13 protein-coding genes and 1 pseudogene are annotated in these 16051 nt (G+C 71.0%); 9 read left to right on the top strand and 5 right to left on the bottom strand.

Features of this window, described 5'->3' with window-relative positions; translation table 11 throughout:
• A partial coding sequence (locus tag NS2_RS22105) for a phosphoketolase family protein (protein ID WP_507763480.1) occupies positions 1-628 on the top strand: 628 nt, incomplete at its 5' end.
• Here NS2_RS22105 and NS2_RS22100 read toward each other — a convergent pair.
• Complete coding sequence (locus tag NS2_RS22100; RefSeq protein ID WP_052086436.1) at positions 591-1553, bottom strand: ketopantoate reductase family protein; 963 nt, start codon at positions 1551-1553, stop codon at positions 591-593. The genes NS2_RS22105 and NS2_RS22100 overlap by 38 nt on opposite strands.
• 122 nt (positions 1554-1675) lie before the next feature.
• Between NS2_RS22100 and NS2_RS22095 the strand changes: the two genes are divergently transcribed.
• Complete coding sequence (locus NS2_RS22095; RefSeq protein ID WP_052086438.1) at positions 1676-3394, top strand: SulP family inorganic anion transporter; 1719 nt, start codon at positions 1676-1678, stop codon at positions 3392-3394.
• Between the two features lie 95 nt (positions 3395-3489).
• Entirely contained in the window at positions 3490-4917 is a 1428-nt protein-coding gene (locus tag NS2_RS22090) for a wax ester/triacylglycerol synthase family O-acyltransferase (RefSeq protein ID WP_147207270.1), read from the top strand.
• Here the strand turns inward: NS2_RS22090 and NS2_RS22085 are convergent.
• Positions 4899-6429, bottom strand: a pseudogene (locus tag NS2_RS22085) (erythromycin esterase family protein); the annotation flags it as partial. The gene NS2_RS22090 and the pseudogene NS2_RS22085 sit on opposite strands and share 19 nt — an antisense overlap.
• Positions 6430-6634: 205 nt before the next feature.
• On the opposite strand from NS2_RS22085, the gene NS2_RS22080 reads away from it, so the two are divergent.
• The 5 genes from NS2_RS22080 (at position 6635) to NS2_RS22060 (ending at position 11732) form a co-directional block, all read left to right on the top strand.
• On the top strand, positions 6635-7324 hold the full coding sequence (locus NS2_RS22080) for a hypothetical protein (RefSeq protein WP_052086442.1): 690 nt from the start codon (positions 6635-6637) through the stop codon (positions 7322-7324).
• Between the two features lie 58 nt (positions 7325-7382).
• Positions 7383-8072, top strand: coding sequence for a DUF4389 domain-containing protein (locus tag NS2_RS22075; RefSeq protein ID WP_033087993.1), 690 nt, complete (start codon positions 7383-7385; stop codon positions 8070-8072).
• Positions 8073-8337: 265 nt separating this feature from the next.
• The gene (locus tag NS2_RS22070) at positions 8338-9087 is read left to right on the top strand and encodes an SDR family NAD(P)-dependent oxidoreductase (RefSeq protein ID WP_033088020.1); all 750 of its coding nucleotides are present in this window, start codon (positions 8338-8340) and stop codon (positions 9085-9087) included.
• Between the two features lie 45 nt (positions 9088-9132).
• Entirely contained in the window at positions 9133-10131 is a 999-nt protein-coding gene (locus tag NS2_RS22065) for an ABC transporter ATP-binding protein (RefSeq protein WP_063864979.1), read from the top strand.
• Entirely contained in the window at positions 10128-11732 is a 1605-nt protein-coding gene (locus NS2_RS22060) for an efflux permease Rv1217c-related protein (RefSeq protein WP_071811891.1), read from the top strand. The genes NS2_RS22065 and NS2_RS22060 overlap by 4 nt, the downstream gene beginning before the upstream one ends.
• An 18-nt stretch (positions 11733-11750) precedes the next feature.
• On the opposite strand, the gene NS2_RS22055 is transcribed toward NS2_RS22060, so the two are convergent.
• Entirely contained in the window at positions 11751-12953 is a 1203-nt protein-coding gene (locus NS2_RS22055; RefSeq protein ID WP_235263962.1) for a site-2 protease family protein, read from the bottom strand.
• A 179-nt stretch (positions 12954-13132) separates the two neighbouring features.
• Here NS2_RS22055 and NS2_RS22050 point away from each other — a divergent pair, with 179 nt between their 5' ends.
• On the top strand, positions 13133-14776 hold the full coding sequence (locus tag NS2_RS22050) for an FUSC family protein (protein WP_045437411.1): 1644 nt from the start codon (positions 13133-13135) through the stop codon (positions 14774-14776).
• A 30-nt stretch (positions 14777-14806) separates the two neighbouring features.
• Here the strand turns inward: NS2_RS22050 and NS2_RS22045 are convergent, their stop codons facing one another.
• Both NS2_RS22045 and NS2_RS37720 read right to left on the bottom strand, forming a co-directional pair.
• The gene (locus tag NS2_RS22045) at positions 14807-15400 is read right to left on the bottom strand and encodes a hypothetical protein (RefSeq protein ID WP_033087995.1); all 594 of its coding nucleotides are present in this window, start codon (positions 15398-15400) and stop codon (positions 14807-14809) included.
• Entirely contained in the window at positions 15393-16010 is a 618-nt protein-coding gene (locus NS2_RS37720; protein WP_261772301.1) for a 4Fe-4S binding protein, read from the bottom strand. Before NS2_RS37720 ends, NS2_RS22045 begins: the two co-directional genes overlap by 8 nt.
• Positions 16011-16051: the final 41 nt, after the last annotated feature.

Raw genomic sequence — 16051 nt, 5'->3', positions numbered from 1 at the left:
AGGGAAGCAGCCCGCGCTGCAATACCTCGACGACGACGCGGCGCGGGTGCACTGCGAACGCGGGCTCAGCGCCTGGCGGTGGGCGGGCTCGGACACTGATCGGCCCGCCGAGGTGGTGCTGGCCTGCGCGGGCGACGTGCCCACCCAGGAAACCCTGGCCGCGGCGATGCTGCTGCGGGAACTGGTGCCGGACTTGGCGGTTCGCGTGGTGAACGTGGTGGATCTGGCCCGGCTGTTCCCGCCCGACCGCCACCCGCACGGGATCGGCGACGACGAGTATCGCGACATCTTCACCGACGCCCCGGTGATCTTCGCCTTCCACGGCTACCCCTGGCTGATCCACCGCATCGCCTACCGCCGCCCCGGCCACGACGCCATGCACGTGCACGGCTTCACCGACAACGGCACCACCACAACGCCTTTCAGCATGTGCGCGATGAACGGCATCGACCGCTTCACCCTGGCGGCCGCGGCCCTGACCGAGGTCCCGCGGGTGCGCGATCGGCTCGAGCGGTTCACCGCGGACCTCACCGCGCGCCGCGAGGCCGCCGAGGCGTACGCCCGCCGCTACGGTATCGATACGCCCGAGATCATCGACTGGCGTTGGGGCGGTGGGGATTCGAGGTAACGCCGCCGCCGGACAGGAAGGCGTCGAGGTCGGGAGCCGTCCCTGGAGGCAGCAGCCGGGCCACATCCGCACGCAACGCGGCGATTTCGGTATCGCGGGCGGCACGGGCGTGGGGCGCGAAGGCCACCGCTCCCAGCGGCCCGCGCAGTGCCCTGCCCCAGTACGCCGCCGCGAAAGCGGTCGGTGTCCTGGTGAACAGGAAGACCAGCCCCGCTGGCACGGTCTCGATGCCGCGATCGCCCAGCCCGCGAAATCCGGCGCGCACGGCGCGCACCAGCGCCGCCAGGGCCGGACGGTCGTGAGCGAGTGCCGAGGCGTCGTAACCGGCGCGTTCGAGCGCCGCGCACATCGCGACGATGCACACCGCGTGGGTGGCCAGCCAGTCGTCCATGCGGCCGGTGGTGGCGACCGCGAATCCGGCCCGGCGCAGCATTTCCGCGATCGCGGGTTCGTGCCCGCCGCGCTGTTCCAGGGTCGTGGGCTGCTGCCGGATCTCGAGGTATTCGACGCCGCCGTCGTCCGCCAGGTATCCGCCCACACCGGGAAGACCGGCGATCAGCCGTTCCGGTCCGATCCGCGCACGCAACTCGTCCAGACCGAGTGGGTGGTTGCAGAGCGTGACGACCTCGCCGCAGTCGATCGAGTCCAGTTGCGCCAGTGCGGAATCGAGCTGATCGCGCCGCACCGCCACCAGCACGGCGTGGTAGCGGCCGCGCGCGGTGTCCACCACCGAGACCGGCACCCGCTGCGACCGTCCGCGCGAACGCAGCGTGATGGGTTGCCGGGCGAGTGCGCGCAGTGTCGACCCGCGCGCCAGCAACTCCACATCGGTCCCCGCCGCCGCGAGCCGGGCGGCGTACACCCGCCCGATCACCCCCGCCCCCAGCACCAGCACCCGCGTCACCCCGCCCACCGAGTTCTGCACACCTCATCCCAGCATCCGGCCGCGGCGCCCGCCAGAGTCCATGGACCCGCCTTCGCCGCCGGTGTTCTCGTCCCGGGACGCCATCGCCGCGCGATGACGCCGACGCGCGGTACGGTGCATCGATGAGTGGATACGGTGCACTGACGGGTGGCACCGTGGATCGGTGGCTGCCGGGACTGACCCAGTTCCGGGGTTACCGCCGGGAGTGGCTGCGGCTGGATGCCGTGGCCGGCGTGACCGTAGCCGCGTATCTGATTCCGCAGGTCATGGCGTATGCGACGGTGGCCGGTCTGCCGCCGATCGTGGGTCTGTGGGCCGCGCTCGCGCCGTTGGCGGTCTATGTCGTGGTGGGCACCTCGCGGCGGCTGTCGGTCGGCCCGGAGTCGACGACGGCACTGATGACGGCGGTGGCCCTGGCGCCCTTGGCATCCGGTGACCCGGCCCGGTACGCCGCGCTGGCGGCGGCCCTGGCGCTGCTGGTGGGGGTGGGCGGGGTGGTGGGCGCGGTGGCCCGGCTGGGGCTGCTGGCCGATCTGCTGTCGAAACCGGTGCTGGTCGGCTATCTGGCCGGGACCGCGGGCATCATGATCGTCGGTCAGCTGGGGCACGTGACCCGGGTCCCGGTGGCGGGCGAGAGCATTCCCCACCAGCTGCGCTCGTTCGCGGACCAGATCGACGAACTGCATTGGCCGACGGTCATATTGGCCGCCGGCACGCTGGCGGTGCTGCTGCTGTCGGCATGGAAGGCGCCGCGGGTCCCGGGTCCCTTACTCGCGGTGCTGGGGGCGACCGCGGTCGCGGCGGTGTTCTCCCTGCGCGAGCACGGCATTCGCGTGGTGGGCGAGATTCCCTCGGGGCTGCCGGTCCCCGGCCTGCCGCACGTGGCCGCATCGGATCTGACAGGATTGCTGTTGCCCGCGCTCGGCATCGCCCTGGTCGGATTCTCCGACAATGTGCTGACCGCGCGCGCCTTCGCGGCACGGCACGGCGACACCGTCGACGCCAACCGCGAACTGCTGGCGCTGGGCGTGACCAATCTGACCGCCGGTGTCTCCCAGGGCTTCCCGGTCAGCTGCAGTGGCAGCCGCACCACGATCGCCGACGCCGCGGGCGCGCGCACGCAGGGGTACGCGGTGGCCGCGCTGGCGACGATACTGCTCGCGCTGTTCTGGGCGCGGCCGGTACTGGCCGCCTTCCCGTCCGCGGCGCTGGGCACGCTGGTGGTGTATGCCGCGCTGCGGCTGATCGACCTTCGCGAATTCGCCCGGCTGGCGCGATTCCGCCGCAGCGAGCTGGTACTGGCGTTGAGTACCGCGGTGGCCGTGCTCGCGGTCGGCGTGCTCTACGGCATTCTGCTCGCGGTCGGGCTGTCGATCCTGGATCTGCTGCGCCGGGTGGCCCACGCGCACGACGCGATCCTGGGCTTCGTGCCGGGCCTGGCCGGCATGCACGACGTGGACGACTATCCGGAGGCGAAACCCGTTCCCGGGCTGGTGATCTACCGCTACGACGCGCCCCTGTGCTTCGCCAATGCCGAGGACTTCCGGCACCGGGCGCTGACCGCCGTGGAGGCCTTCGCCTCGGCTAACGCACCGGTGCGCTGGTTCGTGCTCAATACCGAGGCCAATGTGGAGGTCGATCTGACCGCCCTGGACGCGGTCGAGCAGCTGCGCTCGGAATTGGCGTCGCGCGGCATCGTTTTCGCGATGGCCCGGGTCAAACACGACCTGCTGGCGGCGTTGCGCGCGGCCGGACTGGCCGACCGGATCGGCGCCGACCGGCTGTTCCCGACGCTGCCGACCGCGGTGGCGGCCTACCGGGCCGAGATCGGCGACCTCTGACCGAGGAATCGGTGACCTTCGGCCGTCACCGCGCGCCCGGTCGACCCGACATGCTGGAAACGGCAGTACCCACAATCGAAGATCAGGTATCGGTCATGACCGAATTGCGGCCGCTGGATGCGGGATTCATCGAACTCGAGGACTCGGACCGGCATGTGAGCCTCGGAATAGCGGCGGTGGCGATCCTTTCCGGGACGCCTCCAGCCCACACGGAGTTCGTTGCGGCGCTCGCCGACAGAGTCGCGGCAAATGACCGATTGCGCCAGCGCATGCGGCGCGCGCCGCTGGACCTGACCGCTCCGGTCTGGGAGGACGATCCGAATTTCGACCTGGCCCACCATATTCGGTGGTGTGCGCTGCCCGCCCCGGCCGACGAACCGGCCCTGCGCGAATTCGTTGCCACCGCGCTGATCGAGCGCCTGGACCGCGACCATCCGCTGTGGGAGTGCGTGGTCGTCGACCACCTCGCGGGTGAACGCTGGGCCATGATCCTCAAGGTGCACCACAGTCTCGCCGACGGCATCTCCGGGGTGACGCTGTTCGAAAGCCTCTGCGACGACTGGGCTTCACACGAACCCGCCGAACCGGACTCCGGGACCGCGGATCGACGCGGCAGGTTCGACTGGGCCGTGACCGCGTTGCGGCTCCCGGTCGATGTGCCCCGCTATGCGGTCGGCATGGTGCGCAGCCTGGCCCCGCTGGCGGCCGCCCTGGTCTCCGCCCCGGCGGCGTCCTCGCTCAACGGCCCGATCGGGCGGCAGCGGCGGTACGCGATCGCGCGGGCTTCCCTGACCGAGATCCGCGAGATCGGCCGGGAATTCGACGCGACGGTCAACGACGTGGTGCTGGCCGCCGTGACCGCGGCCTACCGGACGGTCCTGCTGAGCCGCGGCGAGGATCCCACCGGCAATTCGGTGCGCATCCTGGTACCGGTGTCGGTGCGCACCGCCGATGCCAAAGCCATTGTCGACAACCGTGTTTCGGCGGTCATGTCACTGCTGCCGTTGCATCTGGAGGACCCCGTCGAGCGCCTGACCACCATTCACCGGCGCATGGTCCGGCACAAGTCGAGCGGAGCCGCGCAGGCCGAGAAGTCGCTGATCGCCCTCGCCGGGCGGGTGCCGTTCGCACCGGTGGCCTGGTCGCTGCGATTGTGGTCGCGGCTGCCGCAGCGCGGGGTGACGGCCGTGGCGACGAATATCCCCGGTCCGCGCCGGGCGCTGCGCATGCTGGGCCGGGACGTGCTGGAGTTGTTGCCCGCCGTCCCCATCGCGATGCGCCTGCGCACCGGCATCGCCATCCTCAGCTACGGCGATCAGCTGGCCTTCGGCATCACCGGCGATTACGACACCACCGCCGATCTCGAGGTTCTCGCCGACGGCATCCAGGACGCCATCGCGGACCTGCTCGCCACGGTGCGAGCAGGATCCCAGCGCCGGGCCGAGTCCGGGCTCTCGGCCGAAGAGCCTCGGCGCCCCACCGATTCCCAACGCCGCACCGATTCTCAGAGCCCGGTCGGGTAGGTTCTCCGGCGTCGTGCCCGCGGCCCAGGTGCTGTCGGGCACCAGAAGTTGCAGGGCGGTGGTCCGGTCGATGTGGATGAGGGCGTCGTAGCGATCGGCGGCACGGGTGTGGAAGTAGTGGCTCTGCCGCTCGGTGCCCGGCTGGTAGATGACGCCGATGGCACGTTCCAGGCGGGGCATGCGCAGAATATCGGCGGCCTCGCCGGGACGATCGGTACGCAGGTACAGCGCGGGCATTCCGATGTCGTGCAGCAGTTCCTCGATGCTGCTGGGCAGCGGCGAGCGCACCGACTTGCGTCGGGCGCCGCCGTCCCAGCGGTCGGCCGCGGTGACGGTGCCGGTCGCGGTGGTGAATCCGATGTTGCGGCAGAGCTTTCCGTGGCGTTCGCGCACCTACTGCCCCATCGAGAGCTGCCCGTCGGCGGCCATCTCGGTGGCCCGGGCATCGCCGACGTGGGAGTTGCGCGCCCACACCACGATCCGGGCCGGGATCCCGGGCCGGGACAGCTGCGCGGCGAGGGCGTCGAGGGCGTCGGCCATGTGCTCGTCGCGCAGATTCCACGAATCCACCCGGGGACCGAACATGGCCCGGTAGTACGCCTCGGCGTCGCGCACCGACCAGGCGTTGCGCAGCGCGTCGAAATACGCGTCGCCGTCATCGGTCTCGACGAGTTCGGCGGCCCCGCGTTGCAGCTCGACCAGCTGCCGCACCACCTCGGCCTGGCAGGACTCCCCGCCGCCGAACGCGGCGGCGAAGCCGTAGGCCTGCCCGTCCTCCTCCGAGGCCCGATCGAAACAGGCGTAGCGGCGGGTCGCGCGGTGCGCGGCGGCCGGATCGACCCGTTCCAGGTACTCGATCACGCGGCGTATCGATCGGTGCATCGAATACAGGTCCAGGCCGTAGAAGCCGGCGCAGTCGAGCCCGTCGTGGCGGCGCCGATCATTGTGCAGCCGCAGCCATTCGACGAATTCGCGCACCACCGTATTGCGCCACATCCAGCCCGGGAAGCGCTCGAATCCGCTGAGCGCGTGCGTCGGCGAGTGGTCGGTGCCGAGGCCGCGTACGTAGCGGTCGACGCGGTAGGCGTCGGGCCAGTCGGCTTCGCAGGCCACACCGGCGAAGCCGCGTTCGCTGATCAGCCAGCCGGTGATGGCGGCGCGGGCGGCGTAGAACTCGGCGGTGCCGTGCGAACTCTCACCGATGAGCACGAAGCGCGCGTCCCCGATCAGCTCGTCGAGCGCGTGTTCGGGCGGGACGCCCGCCGGCGCCTCGAGCGCGGCGGCGCGCAGCACCGCGACCGGGTCGGCGGCGCGCGGCGCGGCGCCGATCGTCGGGGTGGCGAGCAGCGTGCGCACTTCCTCGTCGCCGACCTGGCTGAAGTTCCAGAACGAGTCGCCGACCGCGCGCAACGGGGAAGGCATGGTGGCGCAGACCATTTCGTCGACCGGCCCGCCGAACTCCCGGCAGGTGGACTCCGGCGCGGCCGGGACCGCGACCACGATGCGTTCCGGACAGCTTCAGCGTTCCCGTGCACGGCGGCGCCACGACAGAGGACTGTGCCCCGGCATCGCGGGGACCAACGGCCCTCCGGCCCCGGTCCGGTGACGTCGAAAGGCCGCTGGTCGTGGGACTTTGGCTTCTGTCGAGGTCCGCGGGTCAGGGCGCACGATCGGCGGTAGTCGCGCCGAGCGGCGTACACACGGATGGAGCAGCACAATGGCCACGACGCACCAGGCGCCAGGCAGCGGCGTGCCGGTCGCATACACGGGGAGCGATCTGCGCGAACTGTGGTTCACCAGGGTGACGGTGGGGGCGTTCCTCGGCTTTCTCGCACCCGCGATCGGCGGTGCGCTGACCGCGCACGCGGGGACGGCGACCCTGGTCGCGGTGATGATCGTGGCCGGTGCGATCGAGGGCAGTGTGCTCGGCCTGTTCCAGGCCCGGGTGCTCCGGACCGTGTTGTCCCGCTTGCGAATCCGGGATTGGGTGATCGCCACGGCCGCGGGCGCGGTGCTGGCCTGGTCGATAGGCGTGCTGCCGATGGCCTTCGGTGACGGCTTCGGTGACTGGCCCGTGTGGGTGCGGGTCCCGGTGATCGTCGTCGGTTCGGTGGTACTGGTGTTTTCCCTCGGCGGCGCGCAGTGGGTGGTGCTGCGCCACTTCACCGATCGGGCGCCGCTGTGGATCCTGGCGAACGCCGCGGCCTGGGGCGCGGGGCTCACCGCCTTCACGCTGGTGTCCACTCCGTTGTGGCAGCCGGGTCAGGCCCCATGGCTGGTCGCCGCCATCGGCGCGCTGGCGGGCGGGGTGATGGCGGCGGTGATGGCATGGGTGACCGGTGTCTTCCTGTCCCGGATCCTGACCGGAACGCACCTGCTCCCGCGGCAGGAAATCGGCCGATTCTGAAGCAAGACAGTGCATTCGACCCCGATACTTCGTTCTACGATCCGATGAGGAGACCGTTATGAACCCCGAGCCCATCGCCGCCGCCCGGCCGGTCCGGCTACGCGGAGATCTCGACGAACCGCTCTCACGCTGGCTGTGGCTGGTGAAGTGGATTCTCGCGATACCCCACTACGTTGTGCTGTTCTTCCTGTACATCGCGTTCTGGGTGGTCACCGTGGTGGCATGGTTCGCCATCCTGTTCACCGAGCGCTATCCACGATCGCTGTTCGACTTCAATGTCGGAGTCATGCGCTGGTCGTGGCGCGTGCAGTTCTACACCTACGCCGCCCTGGGCACCGACCGGTATCCGCCGTTCAGCCTGGCACCGGCCGCGGACTACCCGGCCGATCTGGAAGTCGACTACCCGGAACGGCTTTCGCGCGGTCTGGCGCTGGTGAAATGGTTGCTGCTGGCCATCCCGCACTATCTGATCCTGGGCGCGATGTTCAGCGGCGGCCTGGTGCTCGGCGTCGGCAACGACGACAACAACGGCTCCACCACGATCCCGCTGATCGGTGTGCTGGTGTTGATCGCCGGGGTGGCCCTGCTGTTCACCGGCCGCTACCCGAGCGGTCTGTTCGGCTTCGCCCTCGGCATCAACCGCTGGTTCTACCGGGTCTTCGCCTACGCCGCCCTGCTGACCGACGCCTACCCGCCCTTCCGCCTCGACCAGGGCCCGCGCGAACCCGTCGAGGAGGTTCGGGCGTGACCGCGAATCCGGCTCGGGCACGCGAACACTGGGCACTCGCGGCCACTGCCGCCGCGGTCGCGGTGATACTGGTCGCGGCGGCGCTGGTCGCCGCCTTCGTCCCCTACGACTAGCCGTCCCGGTCACCGAGCATCCCGCGCCCGCGGTGTCGCGGCAGCGGCCGACATCCGCCCTCCGAACGGGTGACTTTCGGCCGTCCCGCCGACTGCCGCGGGCGCGGGATGCTGTGACCGGAAAGCGGATCGGCACGGACGGAGGTCAGGGCATGACGGAGATCGCGAACACGAGCGCCATCGTCACCGGCGGTGCGCGGGGGATCGGTGCGGCGGTGGTGACGGAACTGGTGAAATCGGGTTTCGGCGTGGTCATCGCCGATCTGCGTGTGGACGAGGGCACCAAGCTCGCGGAATCCCTGGCACCGCACGCTCGCTTCCATCACCTCGACGTCACCGACGAGGAAGAGTGGCGGGAGGTGCTGGAGCGGACCGAATGCGAGTTCGGCCCGCTGGGCGTACTGGTGAACAATGCCGCGATCCTGGACTTCGGCACCATCGAATCGGAATCACCGGCCCTGTTCCGGCACGTCCTGGACGTCAACCTCTACGGGCCCTGGCTCGGCATCCGGCTGGCCGCCCCGCGGCTGCGGGCCGCCTGCGGGGGCACGATCGTGAATATCTCCTCGACCGCGGGCCTGATGGGTTACGCGGGCATCAGCGGATACGTGGCCAGCAAGTGGGGCCTGCGCGGACTGACCAAGGCCGCGGCGCTGGAACTGGGTGCCTCGGATATCCGGGTGTGCTCGGTACACCCGGGACCCATCCACACCCCCATGACCGCGGGCATGGACGAGGCGATCACCGCGACCCAGCCGCTGCCGCGATTCGGCGAACCTGGCGAGGTCGCCGCCATGGTGCGCTTCCTGGTGACCGAGGCGACCTATTCGACGGGTGCGGAATTCGTGCTCGACGGCGGCGCGACCGCGGGCCGCGCCCCGGATCCCACCGCGACGCGGTAACCGGCCCAGAATGGAGGCGGGAACACCGGTTCGGAGGTGAGGGCCATGGGTGTCATCGAGGCGCACGCGGTGAGCAAGCGGTATCGCGGCACGCTCGCGCTGGATCGGCTGGAGCTCGATATCGCGCCCGGGGAGGTCTACGGGTTCCTGGGCCCCAACGGCGCGGGCAAGACCACCACCATCCGGCTGCTGCTGGGGCTGCACCGCCCCAGTTCGGGGGTGGTGCGCGTCGCGGGCCGCGACGCCTGGGCCGATCCCGTTGCCGCGCACCGGCATTGCGCCTATGTCGCCTCCGAGGCGATCCTGTGGCCCGCGCTCACCGGCGCGGAGACCTTCGCGTATCTGGAACAGCTGCGCGGCGGCTGCGATCGGGCCTACCGCGAGGTGCTGATCGAGCGGTTCGATTTCGACCCCGACAAGAAGGTGCGCGCGCTGTCGAAGGGCAACCGGCAGAAGGTGCAGCTGATCGCGGCCTTCGCCACCCGGGCCGAGATCCTCATCCTCGACGAGCCGACCTCGGGGCTGGATCCGTTGATGGAGGCCGCCTTTCGCGAGACGGTCGGCGAGGCGCGCGCACGCGGGCAGACGGTGTTCCTGTCCTCGCACGTGCTCAGCGAGGTGGAGGCGCTGTGCGATCGCATCGGGATCCTGCGGGCGGGGCGGCTCATCGACGAGGGGACGCTCGAGCAGTTGCGGCATCTGTCGGCGCGCACCGTCGAGGTGAACTTCGCCGAGTCCGGCGTCGAGCTCGCCGGGCTGCGCGACCTGCCGGGCGTCGAGATCGCCGAATTCGCCGATCATCATGCGGTGCTGGAGGTTCGGGGCGCGATGGGTCCGCTGCTGGCGGCGTTGACCCGGCTGCCGGTGACCACCATCGACAGCCGCGAGCCCAGCCTGGAGGAGGTCTTCCTGGTGCACTATCACGACGGTGGCGCGGCACGGGCCGGGCGGTCGGCGGACCACGCGGTGCCCCGGGACGGCACCGTGGCTCCTGATGACAGGGCGCCTCCGGCTGGCACGGTTCGTCCGAGAACGCCGCGATGACCAGCACGCCGTGGCACGGCCTGCGCGTCATGGTGTGGGCGAGGTTGCGCGCCAATCGGATTTCGCTGGCGGCGATGACGATCCTCATGGCCGTGTTCTGCGCGGCGTCGTTGCAGACCTATGTGGTGGCCTTCCCGTCGCGGGCGACCCGTGCCGCATTGCTGGCGCCGCTGGTGAACAACGGCGCGTTGCGCGCGCTCTACGGCTACCCGTTCGATATCGGCGATCCGACCGGCTGGGTGGCCTGGCGCACCATGACCTTCGCCGGACTCATCATGGCGGTGTGGGCGGCGGTGATCACCACGGGCGCGCTGCGCGGCGAGGAGGACGAGGGGCGCGGGGATCTGGTGCTGTCCGGTGCGCAGCCGCGCCGCCGCTGGTTCGCCGCCGCGGTGACCGCGACCGTGGTGCAGGCCGGGGTGATCGGTGGCGTCGCGGCGCTCACGCTGGCGGCCATCGGTGTGCCACAACATCTTTTGACAATCGCCAACGCGGGTGAGCTCGGACTGCAACTGCTCACGCCCGCCCTGTTGTTCGCGGCGGTCGCCGCGCTGGCCGCCCAGCTGACGGGGACCGTCCGCGGCGCGCGGCTGCTGGCGTCGGCGGTCGTGCTCATGGCGTTCGTGGTGCGTGCTCCCGCCGATATCGGGGACGGCATCCCGTGGCTGCGCTGGGTGACACCGCTGGGCTGGTTCGAGGAACTGCGGCCCCCGGGTGCGCCGTCGCCACCGGCGCTGGCCGCGATCGTAACGGGAACCGCTGTGCTGCTGACGATTTCGGTAGTGCTGCTACGCACCCGGGACATCGGACGAGGACTGCTCGAGCTGCGCCAGACCCGCACACCGCGCCTGCTGCTACTGGGTTCGCCCGCGCGGGCCGCCCTGCGCGACGAGGCGCCGCAACTGGCCTTCTGGTTCGCCGGTACCGCGCTCTACGCGCTGCTCATGGGCAGCCTGGTGCGGACCATGCTCGAATTCCTCTCGCGCACACCGCTCTACACCCAGTTCTTCGGACGAAAGCTCGCCGTCGACAGCTTCGTGGCCATGCTGTTCTCCCTGATCCAGTTGCTCGCGGCGCTGCTGGCGGTGACGGTGATCGTGGCCGCCCGCGGCGAAGAGGCCACCGGCCGGCTCGAACTCGTGCTGGCGATGCCCCGCTCGCGTATCGCGTGGCTGTCCGGGCGCGCCGGGCTGGCCCTGGGTTCGGCGGCGGCGCTGATATTCCTTGCGGCGGTATGCATCTACTCCGGTGCGGCGCTCACCGGGGAGCGTCTCGACCTGGGCGGTCTGGTCGCGGCGGCCGCCAACAGCCTGCCGCTGATCGTGCTCGCGATTGCCGCCGCCGCGCTGGCCCTGGCCGTGGTCCCACGTGCCGTCGCCTTCGTCCACGCGCTCGTGGTCGCGGCCTACCTGTGGGACACGCTGGGCACCGCGTTGAAGCTGCCCGAATCGACGCTGAAACTCTCGCCGTTCCATGTGCTGGCCCGAATCCCCATGCAGCCCTTCGCCCCGATCTCGGCCGGGGTTCTCACCGTGCTGGCGGCGGCGCTGTTCGGGCTGGCGCTGTTGCTGTTCCGCCGCCGCGATCTGGCCTCGGCCTGATCGCGGCGGCGGACGGGTTCAGGACCGCGTGTTGGTGGGGTGCGCGGGCAGGCCGAGCGCGGAGCGGTTGCAGGCCAGGGTGAGGTCGGTGGCGGTGACCAGCCCCACCAGGCGGCCGATGGCGTCGACCACGACCACCGCATCGAGGCCGGGGCGCAAGACGATTCGGGCGACGACGTCGCTGAGCCGGTCACCGGTGCCGGCGACGGCGGCGGGCTCGAGCGGGCGGGCCAGCTCGGCCACCCGCAGGTCGGCGCGGGCCGCGGTGCGGGGCCTGAGCAGATCCGCCCAGGCCAGTACCGCGTAGGGGCGGCCGTGGGCATCGACGACGGGGAAGACGCGGTGGCGGGTGTAGACGAGCTCCGAGCGCAGCACCTGGTCCACGGTCCAGCCGCCGTCCACCGCTTTCGGATCGGGCGTCATGATCTCGCCGATCGTGAGGTCGCCCAGGCGGTGTTGCAGGCCCGCGAGCATCAGCTCGCTGTTGGCGGCCGAATACAGGAACCACCCGAGCAGCATCAGCCACAGCCCGCCGAAGTCGCCGGACACGATGACCTCGGCGACACCCAGACCGCCCAGCGCCATACCCATGTAGCGGCCGACCCGGGCGGCGGTGGTCTCGGCGCGCAGCCGGTCGCCGGTGCGCCGCCACAGCACCGCGCGCACCACCCGGCCGCCGTCGAGCGGCGCGCCGGGCAGCATATTGAACACCGCCAGTACGACATTCACGGTGGCCAGCCAGATCAGGGTGGCGGTGATCGGGCCGCCAGGCGACAGCACCGAGGACACCGTTGCGGCCAGGAAGGCGACGCCGCCCAGCGCCAGGCTGGTGACCGGTCCGGCCACCGCGACCCGCAGATCGGTGCGGGCGTCGCGTGGTTCGTCGGCCAGCTCGGAGGCCCCGCCCAGCAGCCACAGCACGATGCGTTCGACGTGAACCCCGTTGCGGGCGGCCACGATCGAATGCGCCAGCTCGTGTGCGAGCAGGCACGCGGTCAGGGTGAGCGCGCCCAGGACCGCCGCCACCCAGACGATCGTGGTGCTCGCCGTGCCCCGCAGGTAGGAGGCGAGTATCCAGGTGAACAGTCCCACGGTGACCCCGGCCGACCAGTGCGCGCCGACGCGGATACCGGCGATACGGCCGAGCGGTACGGTGGATCGAATCTGCATGACGTCCTCGCTGGTGCGGTGCTCGCGCGCGCGGAGCGCGCCGGGTGCCAACGGATCGGTGGTACCGGTTCGAGCCTGCGCCCGGGACGGTCGCGGGGGCAGAGGACTGGTTCCACAGCACCGGCGACGGAGGTCCCCGCGGCGATGGTCCTTCCGCCCTGCCCACCGCCACCGCTGTGATAGCCAGAACTTTGCTGGCGTGCCGTCGGGTGCGGGTGTTGGATGGGGCGGTGGCTGCCGATACCAATCCGCCGGGCGAGTACCCGCCGCGCGTCGTCCCGAGTCGCTCCCTTGTCCTGAAGGTCAATCCGGGTGGATGGCGCTGGGCGGCGGGGCTGCGCACGGCATTCGCGTTCGCCCTGCCCGCAGGCTTGCTGGTGGTGAGCGGCCGGGCGGAGTGGGCGTTGTTCGTGTGTTTCGGCGCGTTCGCGGTGATGTACGGGGAGGGGCGGGCGTATCGGGCGCGGTGGCGGGTGATCTCGCTGGCGGGTGCGGCGCTGCTGGCGTCTGTCGGGATCGGGATCGTGGTGGGCCGGGGCATACCCGATCTGGGCGCGCCGGATTGGCTGGTGGAGATCGCGGTGCTGCCGGCGATCGCGATGGTGGGGGTGTATGTGATCAACGCGGCGCGGCTGGGCCCGCCGGGGGTGATGTTCTTCCTGGTGGCGGCTTCGGGCGCGCTGGCGGCGGTGCGATCGGGGGTCGGGGCGCGCGGCATCGTGGTGGCCACGGTGCTGGGCGTCGCCGGAGCGCTGGTGGTGTCGATGGCGGGTCGGCTGGTGCGGCCCGATCGGCCCGAGCGGGACGCGGTGGCGCGGGCGGTGCGCGCGGCCGACGGGTATGTGGCGGCGCGGGAGCGGGGGACCGCGACCGCCACGCAACGCCATACCGCGGCCGAGGCCCTGTGGACCGGCTGGGCGACGGTCTACGACGCCGGATTGTCCGATCGCGCAGGCGATTCCGGCCCGGTGCCGGAATTGCTGGCGGCCCACCGGCGGTGGGCGGCGGTGGCCGGGCCCGCGGACGACGAGGAGGATCCGCAGGCGATTCCCTTGGCGCACCCGACCCTTCGGTACCGGCTGCGCCGCTCGCTGAGCTGGGATTCACACGCGGTCGCGGCCACCGTGCGGGCCGGTTGTGCCGGTGTGATCGCCGGCGCGGCCAGTGGTCTGCTGGGTTCCACGCGCCCGCACTGGGCGATACTCACCGCGTTGATCATCCTGCAGGCCGGCCCGGACCGGGTGCACGGCCAGGTGCGCGCGGTGCACCGGCTGATCGGCACGGTAGTCGGGCTGGGTGTGTTCGCCGCGCTGTACCAGTTGTCGCCCACCGGTTTTGCGCTGGTCGTCGTGTTGGCCGCGCTGCAGTTCGGGGTGGAGTTGTTCATCGTGCGCAACTATGCGCTCGCCGCGATCTTCTTCACCCCGGTGGCGCTGTTCGCGGGCGGGGCCGGGGCGGGCGGTCAGGCGGTCGGTCCGGTCATGCGCGACAGGCTGATCGAAACCGCCATCGGCGTCGTGGTCGCGGTCCTGGTCATGCGATGGCTGCTGCCGCACGCGCATCGCCGCACCCTGCGCTGGACCGATCGCCGGGTGCGTGCGAGCGCGACCGCCCTGCTCGATCGGCTGCGCGGCACACCGTTGGACGCCCCGGCGTCGATGGCCCTGCGACGGGACCTGCAATTCGACCTGATCGGCGCGATGCGCGGCGGTATCGAATCCGCCCACAACGAGCCGGTCTGGACGCAGGGCATCTGGTCCCGGCACGCGAGCCTGACCCACACCGGGTACGACCTGCTCGCCGCCTGCCGCACGACTCCCACCGGCGGCACCCTCCCCGGCATCGACGACTGGGCGCGGTCCTTCGAACCCTGAAACCGCGCCCTCGAACGGGATTCGCCGGTCTCACTCGAAGATGTGAGCGCGCAGTCCCGCCGCGGGGGCGTAGCCGTGGCGGCGGGCCAGGCGGGTGGCGAGAGGGAGCAGGATGCGGCGCTGGACGACGCGGGGGATGGCCGCGGCGTAGGTGACCGAGCCCGGCGCGCCCAGCATCGACAGCAGGTGCAGGAAGCGGAGTTCCTGCTGGGAGTTGGTGTTTCCGTCGCGCAGGGCCTGGCCGTGGGTGCGGCCGAAGGACAGCATCCATACCGGTCCGGGCGAGTAGAGGGTGCGCACGACAATCGGGTGATCGGTGTCGTTGTAGGGGTCGATGTGGGCGACACCCGGCGGAATCATCAGCGTGTCGTCCGTGGTCAGGGTGGCGGAGCGGAGGCTGCGACGGCAGCGGGCCCGGTCGCCGTCGAGCAGGAAGCAGTGCTGGGTGATGCCGGTGTGGGTGTGCGCCGGACCTTTTCCCGTGTGCGGGGGCAGGATTCGCGTGATGCCCAGGTACTGGTGCCCGTCGGCGAAGAACCAGGGGTGGATTTCGAGCCGCGCCCCGTTCGGGCCGGAGTAGATCTCGAAGACCGGCAGATCGCGGCGCAGCTCGTAGCTAGGCATGAGGTTCCGGGCGCGGATCGATGTCGGGCTCGGGGACCTCGACGCGGCGGGAATGGCGGATCGTCTTGTGCGGGAATCTGTCCCGGACGTGAGCCGCGGCGGGGGAGTCCGGCGCGACGTAGACGTACTCCGGTTTGCGCAGCAGCGGCTGCACGATATCGCGGGCGTGCGTGTCCGGGTCGGCGAGGTAGCGGCCCAGGACGTCCTCGCCGGCGGGGCAGACCGCGACGCAGTAACCCGCGCGGAATTGCGGTTGGAAGGACAGACTCTGCCAGACGGACAGGGTTTCGCCGGGGGTGACGCGGCGGCGGTAGTCGGCGGCGTCCTTGCTGTCGACGACCTCCTCGACCCAGCCCGCGAAATTGGACAGCTCGTGATGGTTGTTGTGCGTGAAGCAGGCGTCGAAGTCGAAGGCCCCGTCGGCGTGGATGGCTCCGACGGGGCAGGTGGTGACGCACAGTCCGCAGTCGATGCACGGATTGGTGGCGGTCGGCCGGGAGTAGCGGGAGATGGGACGGTCCAGCAGGATGGTGCCCAGCACGATGAAGGTGCCGAACCTCGGGTGAATGACGTTGCGGTGCAGGCCCATCTGCCCCAGCCCGGCGGCCACGGCGACCAGCTTGTGCGAGACGACCCAGCTGCGGTTGGGGT

The organism is Nocardia seriolae NBRC 15557, from assembly GCF_007990715.1.
Lineage (GTDB): Bacteria > Actinomycetota > Actinomycetes > Mycobacteriales > Mycobacteriaceae > Nocardia > Nocardia seriolae.
Note: the sequence above shows the minus strand (reverse complement) of the source record. Positions and strands in the feature narration are given on the sequence as shown.